The 14,973-nt window shown below is 42.8% G+C and carries 12 protein-coding genes, 2 rRNA genes and 1 other annotated feature (1 of these 15 cut by a window edge); all 14 genes read left to right on the forward strand.

Annotation, left to right across the window (positions count from 1 at the left end; genetic code table 11):
• A 23S ribosomal RNA gene (locus tag NSQ23_RS00495) occupies nucleotides 1-1,807 on the forward strand; it begins 1,119 nt to the left of the window's first position.
• A 204-nt stretch (nucleotides 1,808-2,011) separates the two neighbouring features.
• Nucleotides 2,012-2,128 (forward strand): 5S ribosomal RNA (rrf, locus tag NSQ23_RS00500).
• Nucleotides 2,129-2,296: 168 nt separating this feature from the next.
• Nucleotides 2,297-2,758 carry a CtsR family transcriptional regulator gene (locus NSQ23_RS00505; RefSeq protein ID WP_004888615.1) on the forward strand — a complete coding sequence of 154 codons (462 nt, stop codon included), beginning with the start codon at nucleotides 2,297-2,299 and terminating at the stop codon, nucleotides 2,756-2,758.
• Between the two features lie 14 nt (nucleotides 2,759-2,772).
• Complete coding sequence (locus NSQ23_RS00510) at nucleotides 2,773-3,318, forward strand: UvrB/UvrC motif-containing protein (protein WP_192948625.1); 546 nt, start codon at nucleotides 2,773-2,775, stop codon at nucleotides 3,316-3,318.
• 4 nt (nucleotides 3,319-3,322) lie between these two features.
• Nucleotides 3,323-4,387, forward strand: coding sequence for a protein arginine kinase (locus NSQ23_RS00515; RefSeq protein WP_004888618.1), 1,065 nt, complete (start codon nucleotides 3,323-3,325; stop codon nucleotides 4,385-4,387).
• A gap of 20 nt (nucleotides 4,388-4,407) precedes the next feature.
• Nucleotides 4,408-6,840, forward strand: coding sequence for an ATP-dependent protease ATP-binding subunit ClpC (clpC, locus tag NSQ23_RS00520; protein ID WP_192948626.1), 2,433 nt, complete (start codon nucleotides 4,408-4,410; stop codon nucleotides 6,838-6,840).
• A 58-nt stretch (nucleotides 6,841-6,898) separates the two neighbouring features.
• Nucleotides 6,899-8,293 carry a DNA repair protein RadA gene (gene radA, locus NSQ23_RS00525; RefSeq protein WP_004888620.1) on the forward strand — a complete coding sequence of 465 codons (1,395 nt, stop codon included), beginning with the start codon at nucleotides 6,899-6,901 and terminating at the stop codon, nucleotides 8,291-8,293.
• Nucleotides 8,294-8,382: 89 nt separating this feature from the next.
• Nucleotides 8,383-9,471: a PIN/TRAM domain-containing protein gene (locus NSQ23_RS00530; RefSeq protein ID WP_339172220.1), complete on the forward strand. Its 1,089-nt coding sequence runs from the start codon at nucleotides 8,383-8,385 to the stop codon at nucleotides 9,469-9,471.
• Between the two features lie 19 nt (nucleotides 9,472-9,490).
• Nucleotides 9,491-10,177, forward strand: coding sequence for a 2-C-methyl-D-erythritol 4-phosphate cytidylyltransferase (gene ispD, locus NSQ23_RS00535; protein WP_339172222.1), 687 nt, complete (start codon nucleotides 9,491-9,493; stop codon nucleotides 10,175-10,177).
• On the forward strand, nucleotides 10,177-10,659 hold the full coding sequence (gene ispF, locus NSQ23_RS00540) for a 2-C-methyl-D-erythritol 2,4-cyclodiphosphate synthase (RefSeq protein WP_339172224.1): 483 nt from the start codon (nucleotides 10,177-10,179) through the stop codon (nucleotides 10,657-10,659). The genes ispD and ispF overlap by 1 nt, the downstream gene beginning before the upstream one ends.
• Nucleotides 10,660-10,722: 63 nt before the next feature.
• Nucleotides 10,723-12,183, forward strand: a complete 1,461-nt coding sequence (gene gltX / locus NSQ23_RS00545) for a glutamate--tRNA ligase (RefSeq protein WP_339172226.1) — start codon at nucleotides 10,723-10,725, stop codon at nucleotides 12,181-12,183.
• Between the two features lie 42 nt (nucleotides 12,184-12,225).
• Nucleotides 12,226-12,445: a binding site (T-box leader), on the forward strand.
• Nucleotides 12,446-12,498: 53 nt separating this feature from the next.
• The gene (gene cysE, locus NSQ23_RS00550) at nucleotides 12,499-13,164 is read left to right on the forward strand and encodes a serine O-acetyltransferase (RefSeq protein WP_009361476.1); all 666 of its coding nucleotides are present in this window, start codon (nucleotides 12,499-12,501) and stop codon (nucleotides 13,162-13,164) included.
• The gene (gene cysS, locus NSQ23_RS00555; RefSeq protein ID WP_339172230.1) at nucleotides 13,145-14,542 is read left to right on the forward strand and encodes a cysteine--tRNA ligase; all 1,398 of its coding nucleotides are present in this window, start codon (nucleotides 13,145-13,147) and stop codon (nucleotides 14,540-14,542) included. Before cysE ends, cysS begins: the two co-directional genes overlap by 20 nt.
• Nucleotides 14,543-14,546: 4 nt before the next feature.
• Nucleotides 14,547-14,972: a Mini-ribonuclease 3 gene (locus tag NSQ23_RS00560; protein ID WP_339172232.1), complete on the forward strand. Its 426-nt coding sequence runs from the start codon at nucleotides 14,547-14,549 to the stop codon at nucleotides 14,970-14,972.
• Nucleotide 14,973: the final 1 nt, after the last annotated feature.

Raw genomic sequence — 14,973 nt, forward strand, 5'->3', positions numbered from 1 at the left:
CACCATTTAAAGAGTGCGTAATAGCTCACTGGTCGAGTGACTCTGCGCCGAAAATGTACCGGGGCTAAACGTACCACCGAAGCTGTGGGACGACTTACGTCGTCGGTAGGGGAGCGTTCTAAGGGCGTCGAAGCTAGACCGGAAGGACTAGTGGAGCGCTTAGAAGTGAGAATGCCGGTGTGAGTAGCGAAAACAGAGGTGAGAATCCTCTGCACCGAAAGCCTAAGGTTTCCTGAGGAAGGCTCGTCCGCTCAGGGTTAGTCGGGACCTAAGCCGAGGCCGAAAGGCGTAGGCGATGGACAACAGGTTGATATTCCTGTACCACCTCCTCACCGTTTGAGCAATGGGGGGACGCAGGAGGATAGGGTCAGCGCGCGACTGGTTGTGCGCGTCCAAGCAGTTAGGCGCCTCAAGTAGGCAAATCCGCTTGAGTAGGCTGAGCTGTGATGGCGAGGGAAATAAAGTACCGAAGTGCCTGATTCCACACTGCCAAGAAAAGCCTCTAGCGAGGTGAGAGGTGCCCGTACCGCAAACCGACACAGGTAGGCGAGGAGAGAATCCTAAGGTGCGCGGGAGAACTCTCGTTAAGGAACTCGGCAAAATGACCCCGTAACTTCGGGAGAAGGGGTGCTCCCTCGGGTGAATAGCCCAGGGGAGCCGCAGTGAAAAGGCCCAAGCGACTGTTTATCAAAAACACAGGTCTCTGCGAAGCCGTAAGGCGAAGTATAGGGGCTGACACCTGCCCGGTGCTGGAAGGTTAAGGGGAGCGCTTAGCGCAAGCGAAGGTGCGAACCGAAGCCCCAGTAAACGGCGGCCGTAACTATAACGGTCCTAAGGTAGCGAAATTCCTTGTCGGGTAAGTTCCGACCCGCACGAAAGGTGTAACGACTTGGGCACTGTCTCAACGAGAGACCCGGTGAAATCATAGTACCTGTGAAGATGCAGGTTACCCGCGACAGGACGGAAAGACCCCGTGGAGCTTTACTGCAGCCTGATATTGAATGTTGGTGCGACATGTACAGCATAGGTGGGAGACTGAGAAGCCTGGACGCCAGTCTAGGTGGAGTCGCCGTTGGGATACCACCCTTGTCGTACTGAGATTCTAACCCGCACCCCTGATCGGGGTGGGAGACAGTGTCAGGTGGGCAGTTTGACTGGGGCGGTCGCCTCCCAAAGCGTAACGGAGGCGCCCAAAGGTTCCCTCAGAATGGTTGGAAATCATTCGAAGAGTGTAAAGGCAGAAGGGAGCTTGACTGCGAGACCTACAAGTCGAGCAGGGACGAAAGTCGGGCTTAGTGATCCGGTGGTTCCGAATGGAAGGGCCATCGCTCAACGGATAAAAGCTACCCCGGGGATAACAGGCTTATCTCCCCCAAGAGTCCACATCGACGGGGAGGTTTGGCACCTCGATGTCGGCTCATCGCATCCTGGGGCTGTAGTCGGTCCCAAGGGTTGGGCTGTTCGCCCATTAAAGCGGTACGCGAGCTGGGTTCAGAACGTCGTGAGACAGTTCGGTCCCTATCCGTCGCGGGCGTAGGAAATTTGAGAGGAGCTGTCCTTAGTACGAGAGGACCGGGATGGACGCACCGCTGGTGTACCAGTTGTCCCGCCAGGGGCACAGCTGGGTAGCTATGTGCGGAAGGGATAAGCGCTGAAAGCATCTAAGCGTGAAGCCCCCCTCAAGATGAGATTTCCCATCGCGTCAAGCGAGTAAGATCCCTTGAAGATGACAAGGTAGATAGGTCCGAGGTGGAAGCGTGGCGACACGTGCAGCTGACGGATACTAATCGATCGAGGACTTAACTAAACACACACGAAAAGCGTAGAACGGTCCTTGGCGAAGCCAAGGAAACGTCCGACGGAGCCGAGAGCTTTTGACGAAGACGTGCGTGCACGTCGAACGGAAAAAGCGAAAGGCGTAGGAGGATGTTAGTTCGAAGCTAGACATCACGAAAAGCGAAGGCGACTGTTCTGTTATCTAGTTTTGAAGGAATTATCCTTCAATATATTGCTCGGTGACGATGGCGGAGAGGTCACACCCGTTCCCATCCCGAACACGGAAGTTAAGCTCTCCAGCGCCGATGGTAGTTGGCGGGACACCGCCTGCGAGAGTAGGACGTTGCCGGGCAAGGAAAGACCAAGACAAATTTTGTCTTGGTCTTTTTGTTTTATATCGTGAATGCAATGGGTAAAATATATAAGAAAAAGAAGGGAATCCTTGCATTTTTGAAGAAATCCGTATATATTAAAATTAAAGTCAAATATAGTCAAAGTCAACTGGCAGAGGAGGGATTATGTGAGGAATATCTCTGATGTCATTGAGCAATATTTAAAACAAGTATTAAATATGAGCGGAAAAGATATCGTTGAGATTAAACGAAGCGAAATTGCAGACAAGTTTCAGTGTGTTCCTTCGCAAATAAATTATGTCATTAACACACGCTTTACGTTAGAAAGAGGATACATTGTTGAGAGTAAACGAGGTGGCGGCGGCTATATTCGCATAATGAAAGTGAAAAATCAAAATACTTCTCAGCTTATTGATCATTTATTGTCACTTGTACAAGAAAGAATTAGTCAAACAAATGGAGAACATATTATTCAACGCTTATTAGATGAAAAGGTAATTTCAAAACGAGAAGCGAATATGATGTTAAGCATCATTGATCGCACGGTTTTATCTCTTGACCTTCCTCATCGTGACGAGTTGCGTGCGCGCATATTAAAAGCGATGCTGACATCGTTAAAGTATATGTAGAGAGGGTGAATACTTTGATATGTCAAGAGTGTAATCAACGACCAGCAACGCTTCATTTCACTAAAATTGTTAATGGGGAGAAGACAGAATTTCATCTTTGTGAGCAATGCGCTCATGAAAAAGGCGAAATGTTTATGTTTCCGCATCAAGGAGCTTTTTCAATCAATAATTTAATTGCAGGACTATTAAATAATATGGATGCATCACTAAAAGAGCCAAAAGCTCCCTCTTTTCACAATGAACATATATTACAATGTGAGCGTTGTAAAATGACATACACCCAATTCGTTAAAGTCGGTCGTTTTGGTTGTGCGAGTTGTTATGAAACGTTTCGTAGCCATTTACCACCTATTTTTCGAAAGTTACATGGAGGACATGTAGCGCATGAGGGGAAAATTCCGAAGCGAGTAGGAGGTACGTTGTACGTCCGTAAGCAAATCGGGCAGTTGAAACAAATGTTACAGGAGCTTATTGCTAAAGAACAATTTGAGAAAGCTGCTGAAGTGCGTGATCAAATTCGGGAACTTGAAGCAAAATTACATGCGGAAGGGGGCGCCTAATTATATGAATGAACATTTGTTTTTCCAACGCGCTCTCAGTCCATGGATGAATGAAGAGGGGCCAGATTCTGATATTGTACTTAGTAGCCGTATTCGTTTAGCGAGAAATATGAGAAAATATCCGTTCCCAACGGTATTTACAAATGAGGAAGCAATGCAAATTGTTCAGTTGTTTGAACGATTATTTTCACAAAAAAGTTTCGATCGTATCGGTTCTTTTTTCTTATTAAAAATGAATGAATTACAATCTATTGAAAAACGTGTATTAGTTGAAAAACATTTAATTAGCCCTCATTTAGCTGAAGATTGTACGTTTGGTGCATGTTTATTATCCGAACAAGAAGAAGCAAGTATTATGATCAACGAGGAAGATCATATTCGTATCCAATGTTTATTTGCTGGTTTTCAGCTGAAAGAAGCATTGAAAATGGCAAATGCTTTGGATGATTGGATTGAACAACATATTGACTACGCTTTCGACGAAAAGTACGGTTATTTGACGAGCTGTCCAACGAATGTCGGCACAGGTTTGCGAGCATCTGTAATGATGCATTTACCGGGTCTTGTGTTAACACAACAAATGAATCAATTGATTCCTGCGATCAACCAGCTCGGTCTAGTTGTTCGCGGCACGTATGGAGAAGGTAGTGAGGCGTTGGGGAACATTTTCCAAATTTCTAATCAAATTACACTTGGAAAAAGTGAAGAGGATATTGTTGAAGATTTAACAGGAGTTGTTCGTCAACTAATTGAACAAGAACGAATGTCGCGTGAGGCATTAGTCAAAACTTCTAACATACAATTAGAAGATAAGGTATATCGTTCTTACGGTGTGCTAACGAACAGCCGGATCATTGGTTCAAAAGAGGCTGCCCAATGTTTATCTGATGTACGACTAGGCATCGATCTCGGATATATTACGAACGTACCAAAAACAATTTTAACGGAGCTAATGATTTTGACGCAGCCCGGCTTTTTACAAAAATATGCTGGTGGTGCATTACGCCCGCAAGAACGTGATGTTCGTCGTGCATCGCTCATTCGTGAACGATTACACCAATGGAAGTGAATTAAAGGAGGTTGATGAAAATGATGTTCGGACGTTTTACAGAACGAGCACAAAAGGTGTTAGCATTAGCGCAAGAGGAAGCGGTTCGGTTAGGACATAACAATATCGGAACAGAGCACATTTTGCTCGGTCTTATTCGAGAAGGGGAAGGAATTGCAGCAAAAGCGCTTATGGCGCTCGGATTAGGGCCAGATAAAATTCAAAAAGAAGTTGAATCGCTCATTGGACGTGGAAACGAAGTAGGACAAACGATTCATTACACGCCTCGTGCCAAAAAAGTAATTGAATTGTCAATGGATGAAGCTAGAAAACTTGGGCACTCTTACGTTGGTACAGAGCATATTTTGCTTGGTCTTATTCGAGAAGGAGAAGGTGTAGCGGCTCGCGTTTTAAATAATTTAGGGGTAAGCTTAAATAAAGCTCGCCAACAAGTACTTCAATTATTAGGAAGCAACGAGTCTGCTTCAGGAAATCATGGGGGAACAACGCATGCCAATACCCCAACATTAGATAGTTTAGCCCGCGATTTAACAGCGATCGCTCGTGAAGGCGGTTTAGACCCCGTCATTGGAAGAAGTAAAGAAATTCAACGCGTCATTGAAGTGTTAAGTCGTAGAACGAAAAATAACCCTGTTTTAATCGGAGAGCCAGGTGTAGGAAAAACGGCTATTGCTGAAGGACTAGCTCAACAAATCGTCAATAACGAGGTGCCAGAGACGCTTCGTGATAAGCGTGTCATGACGCTTGACATGGGAACGGTCGTGGCAGGTACAAAATATCGTGGAGAATTTGAAGATCGTTTGAAAAAAGTGATGGATGAAATTCGTCAAGCAGGAAATATCATTTTGTTTATTGACGAATTGCATACGCTCATTGGAGCTGGTGGCGCAGAGGGGGCTATTGATGCATCAAATATTTTAAAACCGTCTCTTGCACGTGGAGAGTTGCAATGTATTGGCGCAACAACATTGGATGAATATCGCAAATATATTGAAAAAGATGCGGCGTTAGAAAGACGTTTTCAACCAATTCATGTTGGTGAGCCGACAGTTGAAGAATCGATCCAAATTTTAAAAGGGTTGCGAGATCGTTATGAGGCTCACCATCGCGTTTCGATTTCAGATGAGGCAATTGAGCAAGCTGTGAAGCTTTCAGATCGCTACATTTCAGATCGATTTTTACCAGATAAAGCAATTGACTTAATTGACGAAGCTTGCTCGAAAGTGCGTTTACGTTCGTTTACGACACCACCAAATTTAAAAGAGCTTGAACAAAAACTTGAGGAAATTCGTAAAGAAAAAGATGCAGCGGTACAAAGCCAGGAGTTTGAAAAAGCGGCATCATTACGAGATGCAGAACAAAAATTGCGCGAACAACTTGAAGAAACGAAACGAGCATGGAAAGAGAAACAAGGTCAAGAAAACTCCGAAGTAACTGTAGAGGACATCGCAGCTGTCGTATCTAGCTGGACGGGAATCCCAGTTTCCAAATTAGCTCAAACAGAAACAGAACGGTTGTTAAAACTAGAAGAAATTTTACATTCCCGTGTGATCGGACAAGAAGAAGCTGTCAAAGCAGTTGCAAAAGCAGTTCGTCGCGCCCGTGCAGGCTTAAAAGATCCAAAACGCCCAATCGGTTCGTTTATTTTCCTCGGTCCGACGGGTGTCGGAAAAACAGAATTAGCCCGTGCGCTTGCAGAAGCGATGTTTGGTGATGAAGATGCAATGATTCGAATTGACATGTCTGAATATATGGAGAAACATTCGACATCACGTCTTGTCGGTTCACCTCCGGGATATGTTGGCTACGAAGAAGGTGGACAATTAACGGAAAAAGTTCGTCGCAAGCCGTATTCTGTCATCTTATTAGATGAGATTGAAAAGGCTCATCCAGACGTATTTAACATTTTACTACAAGTATTAGAAGATGGGCGTTTAACGGATTCGAAAGGACGGACAGTTGATTTCCGAAATACGATCATTATTATGACATCAAACGTTGGTGCGGATGCGCTGAAGAGAAATAAATACGTTGGCTTCAATGTGCAAGACGAGAGTCAACAGTACAAAGATATGAAAGGGAAAGTGATGGACGAATTGAAAAAGGCGTTTCGTCCGGAATTTTTAAACCGAATTGATGAAATTATTGTGTTCCATTCGCTTGAGAAGAAACATTTGAAAGAAATTGTTTCATTAATGGTTGAGCAATTGAAAAAACGCCTACAAGAACAACAAATCGATTTAGAGTTAACCGATGCCGCAATTGAAAAATTAGCAGAAGAAGGTTACGATTTAGAATATGGTGCACGTCCATTGCGTCGCGCGATTCAAAAACATGTTGAAGACCGTTTATCTGAAGAACTGTTAAAAGGAACAATCGGCAGCGGACAAAAAGTTGTCATGGATGTAAAGGACGGACAGTTTGTTGTGTTGACAAAAGAGACAGTAAAATAACGAAAACAAGGTATGCTTACACGCATACCTTGTTTTTCATCATGAAAGGAATGGCGTTATGGTTAAGCGGAAAACAAAGTTCGTTTGCCAACATTGTGGATATGAAACGGCGAAATGGATGGGGAAATGTCCGGGGTGCCATTCGTGGAATGCGATGGTTGAAGAAACAGAAATAGTAAAACCACACACCCGAGCATTATTTGTGCATACAGAAGGTGGAACAACTAAACCTGTATCGATTACAACGGTGGAAACAACGCAGGAGCCGAGAATTGATACGAAGTTTACAGAATTTAACCGCGTGTTAGGAGGCGGCATTGTTCGTGGTTCTCTCGTTTTGATTGGGGGGGATCCGGGTATTGGAAAATCGACGTTGTTGCTACAAATTTGCGCTCAACTTGCAAGCGATGACTACTCCGTTTTATATATTTCGGGGGAAGAATCGGTAAAACAAACGAAGTTGCGTGCTGAACGGTTGCATGTGACAGCTAAACATTTATACGTTTTATCTGAAACAAACTTAGAACATATTATCCAAACGGTTGACGAGATGAAGCCAGCGTTTGTCGTTATTGATTCCATCCAAACGATATATCGATCAGAAATTACATCGGCCCCAGGGAGCGTTTCACAAGTTCGTGAATGTACGGCAGAGTTAATGAGACTAGCTAAAACAAAAGGTATTGCGATTTTTATAGTTGGGCATGTTACAAAAGAAGGAGCGCTTGCAGGACCGCGCATTTTAGAACATATGGTTGATACTGTATTATATTTTGAGGGAGAGCGTCATCATACGTATCGCATTTTACGGGCAGTGAAAAATCGATTCGGTTCCACAAACGAAATCGGTATTTTCGAAATGAAAGAAATGGGGCTTACTGAAGTCAAAAACCCGTCGGAAATTTTTTTAGAAGAGCGTTCGAAAGGTGCAGCTGGCTCAACGGTCGTCGCTTCCATGGAGGGAACAAGACCGGTATTAGTGGAAATTCAAGCATTAGTATCGCCAACTAGCTTTGGAACGCCACGTCGAATGGCGACAGGAATAGACCATAATCGCGTATCTTTACTAATGGCTGTGCTTGAAAAAAGAGTTGGTCTGCTTCTTCAAAACCAAGATGCATATTTAAAGGTGGCTGGTGGCATAAAGTTAGATGAACCTGCGATTGACTTAGCGATTGCGGTAAGCATTGCATCTAGCTTTCGAGATCAACCGACAAATCATACGGACGTTGTAATCGGGGAAGTTGGATTAACAGGGGAAGTGCGTCGTGTCTCCCGCATTGAACAGCGTGTACAAGAAGCTGCTAAACTTGGCTTTCAGCGCATCATTATTCCGAAAAGCAACATCGGTGGGTGGAACATTCCAAAAGGTGTTGAAATCATCGGAATAGCTAATGTCGAAGAGGCGCTATACTACGCATTAGGGGAAGGGAAAAATGGTCCAATATTTTAACAAAACCATTAAAAAATGATTAAAAATGATGTTCAGATTGGTTTCAAACATTGGAAACTGTTTATAATGTAATAGAGGAGGTGAAAAACGTGTTAAAACGAATTGTGCAAGCATCTTTTTTAATTACTGGGGGAATGTTAGGAATTATTTTCTTTCCTACTTTGTTGAAAATGTTACATTTAAACGATCTTCCTTATGTCAATAGCCCATATGTAGCGGCTCCAGTTGGTGCGATCATCGTATTCCTTCTCACGTTCTGGTTAGTCGATCATGTGGTTGGACTTATTCATTGGATGGAAGAAACGTTAGTCAAAGCACCTGTAACTGATTTATTATTTGGAAGTCTCGGTTTGATTTTCGGCTTGATTGTAGCCTTTTTAGTCGTTATTCCATTAAACTCTATTCAAATTCCGCTTGTTAATACGATATTGCCTATTTTTCTTACGCTATTGTTAGGGTATTTAGGATTTCAGGTCGGATTTAAAAAGCGCGATGAGTTAATGGGCTTATTTTCGTTGTCAAACCGAAGTGGCAAGAAAAAAGGTGGCGAAGAAGAGGAGAAAAAAGGAAAATCGCTAAAAATTTTAGATACGAGTGTCATTATTGACGGGCGTATTGCGGATATTTGCCAGACGGGCTTTTTGGAAGGGACGATCGTTATACCGCGTTTTGTCCTAGAAGAATTGCAACATATTGCTGATTCTTCGGATGCACTAAAAAGAAATCGTGGACGGAGAGGGCTTGATATTTTAAACCGTATCCAAAAAGAGTTAGCCATTAACGTTGAAATATACGAAGGCGACTTTGAAGGAATCCAGGAAGTTGACAGCAAGCTCGTCAAATTGGCTCAATTGACATCAGGGGTTGTTGTGACAAATGACTTTAATTTAAATAAAGTATGCGAACTACAAAATGTTCCCGTATTAAATATTAACGACTTAGCGAACGCGGTAAAACCGATCGTTCTTCCGGGGGAAGAATTGAATGTTCACGTCATTAAAGACGGAAAAGAACAAAATCAAGGCGTTGCCTATTTAGATGATGGAACGATGATCGTTGTAGAGGACGGAAAAGAGTACATTGGGAAACGCGTCGATGTGCTTGTAACGAGCGTGTTACAAACTTCGGCTGGAAGAATGATTTTTGCTAAACTAAAGCTACTTGAAAAAGCATTATAAGCTGTTAGGAGATAGGAGAATGAATTACCATGTCGTTATACCGGCAGCTGGTCAAGGAAAACGAATGAATGCAGGAATAAACAAACAGTTTATTGAGCTTGAAGGGATACCGGTTATTATTCATACGTTACGTGTATTTGAAAGAGATGATTTTTGTCAAGGTGTTGTGTTAGTTATTAACGATCAAGAACGTGACCAATTTGTTCGTATGCTTCGTTGTTTTGAAATAAAAAAAGTGAATGCTCTTGTTTCAGGAGGGGAAGAAAGACAGCAGAGCGTCTATAACGGACTAAAAGCGGTCAACGATGGTCACATTGTGCTCATTCACGACGGTGCTCGCCCGTTTGTAACAATCAAGAAAATTCACGAACTTGTGCATGCAACAAAGGAGACGGGAGCAGCTGTGCTAGCTGTTCCTGTGAAAGATACGATGAAACAAGTGATCGATGGCCACATTCAAAAAACGGTCGATCGATCGAGCTTGTGGGCCGTACAAACGCCACAAGCTTTTTCCATGTCATTAATTCTTAATGCTCATGAGCGGGCAAAAAAAGAGCGATTTATCGGAACAGATGATGCCAGTCTTGTTGAGCGGATGGGTCATCGTGTCGCCATTGTCGAAGGTGAGTATACAAACATCAAACTAACGACACCGGAAGATTTATTATTTGCGGAAGCGATTTTACGTGCGAGAGGGGATCGATGATGTATCGAATTGGACAAGGGTTTGATGTTCATCAGTTTGCTGAAGGGCGTCCGCTTATCATTGGTGGAATCAACATTCCGTATGAGAAAGGATTGCTCGGACATTCTGATGCGGACGTGTTGTTACATGCGATTGCTGATGCTTGTTTAGGAGCCATTGGTGAAGGGGATATCGGAAAACATTTCCCTGATACAGATGAAGCATATAAAGACGTTGACTCTGCGCTACTTTTACAACACGTATGGAAACTTGTTCGTCAACACGGGTATACGCTTGTTAACGTTGACTGTACGATTATTGCACAAAAACCAAAAATGGCACCACATATTCCAAATATGCAAAAACGGATTGCTGAATTGTTAGAAGGGGATATTTCTCAAGTTAACGTCAAGGCGACGACAACAGAAAAACTTGGCTTCATAGGGAGAGAGGAAGGAATTGCCGCACAAGCTGTTGTTTTGTTACAAAAAATTAATGAATGATGGATTTTGTATGCGGTTTACGGTACAATGAGGTACAGAAATTAGGTAGATGGAGGTCATGACATGACACAGGAAGTAAGGGTGCGCTACGCGCCAAGTCCGACGGGTCATTTACATATTGGTGGTGCACGCACAGCGTTGTTTAACTATTTGTTTGCTCGTCACCATCATGGGAAATTTATCGTTCGCATTGAAGATACAGATATTGAGCGGAATGTAGAAGGTGGCGAACAATCACAGCTTGAAAACTTGAAATGGCTCGGTATTGAATACGATGAATCTGTAGACAAAGACGGAGGATATGGTCCTTATCGTCAAACGGAGCGTCTGCATATTTATCGCCAATATACAAACGAATTGCTAGAAAAAGGCTATGCGTATAAATGTTTTTGTACGCCTGAGGAGCTAGAGCAAGAGCGTGAGGCACAAAAAGCGGCGGGCATTGCGGCACCGCAATATAGTGGCAAATGCCGTCATTTAACGCCAGAGCAAGTTCAACAGCTTGAATCTGAAGGAAAACCGTATACGATTCGTTTAAAAGTGCCGGAAGGAAAAGTATATGAATTTGAAGATATGGTGCGCGGTCGTGTATCATTTGAATCGAAAGATATTGGCGATTGGGTCATCGTAAAGGCCAATGGCATCCCGACGTACAACTTCGCTGTCGTCATTGACGATCATTTAATGAAAATTACACATGTATTTCGCGGTGAAGAACATTTATCAAACACACCGAAACAGTTAATGGTGTATGAATATTTCGGTTGGAAGCCACCAAAATACGCGCATTTAACATTAATTGTAAATGAAAATCGCAAAAAATTATCAAAGCGCGATGAGTCAATTATTCAATTCGTTTCTCAATATAAAGAACTCGGATATTTACCAGAAGCGATGTTTAACTTTTTTGCGCTATTAGGTTGGTCACCAGAGGGAGAAGAAGAAATTTTCACGAAAGAAGAGCTTATTCGCATGTTTGATGTGTCCCGTTTATCAAAATCGCCATCGATGTTTGATAAACAAAAGCTGACATGGATGAACAATCAATATATTAAAAAGCTTGATTTAGATCGGTTAGTGGAACTATCGCTTCCTCATTTAATTCGCGCAGGGCGCTTGCCGGAACAAATGACTGATGAACAAAAACAGTGGGCTCGTGATTTAATCGCACTATATCAAGAGCAAATGAGCTACGGCGCTGAAATTGTTGAGCTATCAGAGTTGTTCTTTAAACAAGAAATCGAGTATGATGAAGAGGCAAAGGCTGTTTTAGCTGGCGAACAAGTGCCGAATGTACTAAAAGCATTTTACGAGCAAATGGAACAGCTTGCAACGTTTGATAGTGACCACATTAAAGCAGCCATTAAAGCGGTACAAAAAGAAACGGGGCAAAAAGGGAAAAACTTATTCATGCCGATTCGTGTGGCGGTAACAGGGCAAACGCACGGTCCCGAACTTCCAGAGGTGATTCGTTTGCTCGGAAAAGAAGCGGTATTGTCTCGATTAGTAAAATTCATCCGTTAACATTTCCTCGTTTATATAATAAAATACGTGTAACCTATATTGGTGAAAGCGTTGATGAGGAGAAGTAAAAAGAATCAGCATGTCAGAGAGAACCACCTTGGCTGGAAGTGGTTTATGTTTGATTCTTTTGAAATGCACCTCGGAGCCTCCTTTCGAACCAGAGACGTTCTGCAGTAGAATGGAGCGGATTCCCTTCCGTTATAAGGGCAAGAGTGAGCCTTCGGCTAAACAGAGTGGAACCGCGCAACCAAGCGTCTCTGTGTCATTGTACACAGGGACGTTTTTTATTTGAAAAATAACAAAGGGGGGAGCAATATGTTTAAAACATTAAAAGAAGATATTGAAGTTATTTTTGAACAAGATCCGGCAGCAAGAAGTTATTTAGAGGTTATTTTGACGTACTCAGGTTTACATGCCATTTGGGCACATCGTATTGCCCACGCGCTTTATAAGCGAAAATTTTATTTTTTAGCGCGCCTCATTTCGCAAATTAGTCGCTTTTTTACGGGTATTGAAATTCATCCCGGCGCAAAGATCGGTCGGCGCTTTTTCATCGATCATGGTATGGGAGTTGTCATTGGAGAAACGTGCGAAATTGGTGATAACGTGACAGTGTATCAAGGCGTCACACTTGGAGGAACAGGGAAAGAAAAAGGAAAGCGTCATCCGACCATTAAAGATAATTGTTTGATTGCGACTGGCGCCAAAGTGCTTGGTTCCATTACTATTGGAGAAAACAGTAAAATTGGAGCCGGATCGGTCGTGTTGAAAGATGTGCCACCGAACTCAACAGTCGTTGGAATTCCAGGTCGCGTCGTTGTGCAAAATGGCGTGCGTGTGAATAAAGATTTAAATCATTGTGATTTACCGGATCCGATTGCAGATCGTTTTAAAGAGTTAGAAGCAGAAATCGAGCAACTAAAAACACAATTAGAAGAACTAAAGAAAGGAACGGTGAACCATGAGCATTCAAGTGTATAATACGTTGACGAGAAAAAAAGAACCGTTTATCCCGTTAGAGCCAAATAAAGTGAAAATGTACGTATGTGGTCCAACAGTATACAACTACATTCATATTGGAAACGCTCGCCCAGCTATCGTATTCGATACGATTCGCCGCTACTTACAATTTCGTGGCTATGAAGTGCAATACGTCTCGAATTTCACGGATGTAGACGATAAATTGATTCGAGCAGCAAGGGAATTAGGTGAAGATGTACCGACCATTGCAGAACGGTTTATTGAGGCGTACTTTGAAGATATTACAGCACTCGGTTGCAAAAAAGCGGACGTCCATCCGCGTGTCACCGAAAACATTGATACAATTATTCAATTTATTGAACAACTGATCGAAAAAGGGTATGCGTATGAAGTGGACGGTGACGTATATTATCGAACGCGTCGTTTCTCTGACTACGGAAAATTATCTCACCAATCGGTCGACGAATTAAAATCAGGTGCTCGTATTGAAGTCGGAGAGAAAAAAGAAGACCCTCTTGATTTTGCTTTATGGAAAGCGGCAAAAGAAGGAGAAATTTATTGGGATAGTCCATGGGGGAAAGGTCGTCCGGGCTGGCATATCGAATGCTCCGCGATGGCACGTAAATATTTAGGGGATACGATTGATATTCATGCTGGGGGACAAGATTTAACGTTCCCGCACCACGAAAATGAAATTGCCCAATCTGAGGCGTTAACAGGAAAGCCTTTTGCGAAATATTGGTTGCATAACGGCTACATTAATATCGATAATGAAAAAATGTCAAAATCGCTTGGGAACTTTATTTTAGTGCACGATATTATTAAGCAAGTTGATCCGCAAGTGCTACGTTTCTTTATGCTTTCGGTTCATTATCGCCATCCGATCAACTATAGCCAACCGTTGCTTGAAAGTGCAAGAAGCGGGTTGGAGCGCTTAAAGACTGCATATGCGAACTTAAAACACCGTTTAGAAAGTAGCACGAATTTAACGACAAACGATGAACAATGGCTAGCAAAAATTGAGGAATTAAGAAACGAGTTTATTCGCGAAATGGATGATGATTTTAATACAGCGAACGGGATCGCTGTGCTGTTTGAACTAGCAAAACAAGCGAATGTATATTTGATGGAGAAGCATACGTCGCAAGCGGTTATTCAGAAGTTTTTACGACAATTCGAACAGCTCTCTGATGTGCTTGGCCTTTCACTGCAACAAGATGAGTTGCTTGATGAAGAAATTGAAGCGCTTATCCAACAACGCATTGAAGCACGGAAAAATCGCGACTTTGCATTAGCCGACCGCATTCGCGATGAATTGAAGGCAAAAAACATTATTTTAGAAGATACACCACAAGGGACGAGATGGAGAAGAGGATAAAACGATGTTGCATTTGTTTAACAAAATGAGAGATTTTCAGCAGTTAAACGGTTTAACGTTAGCCTACATTGGTGATGCCGTATACGAATTATTCGTACGGCATCACCTTCTGACCTTAGGAAAAGTAAAACCAAACGATTTACACAATTTAGCAAAAACGTACGTTTGTGCGAAGGCGCAGGCGAAAGTATTACAATGGTTGCTCAATCATAACCAACTTTCTGAGCAAGAAATGGCTATTGTTCGAAGAGGTCGTAATGCAAAATCAGGGAGTATCCCGAAAAATACAGATGTACAAACGTACCGTCAAAGTACAGGGCTCGAAGCATTAATCGGTTACCATTTTTTGAGCGGAAATGAAGAACGACTTCATCAATTAATGCAGTTGGCGTTACATGTACATCAAAACGATGAGGAAAGGAGGAAGTAAT

The sequence above is a fragment of the Anoxybacillus sp. FSL W8-1294 genome (genome assembly GCF_037965005.1).
In the GTDB taxonomy this organism is placed as follows: Bacteria; Bacillota; Bacilli; order Bacillales; family Anoxybacillaceae; genus Anoxybacillus; species Anoxybacillus flavithermus_G.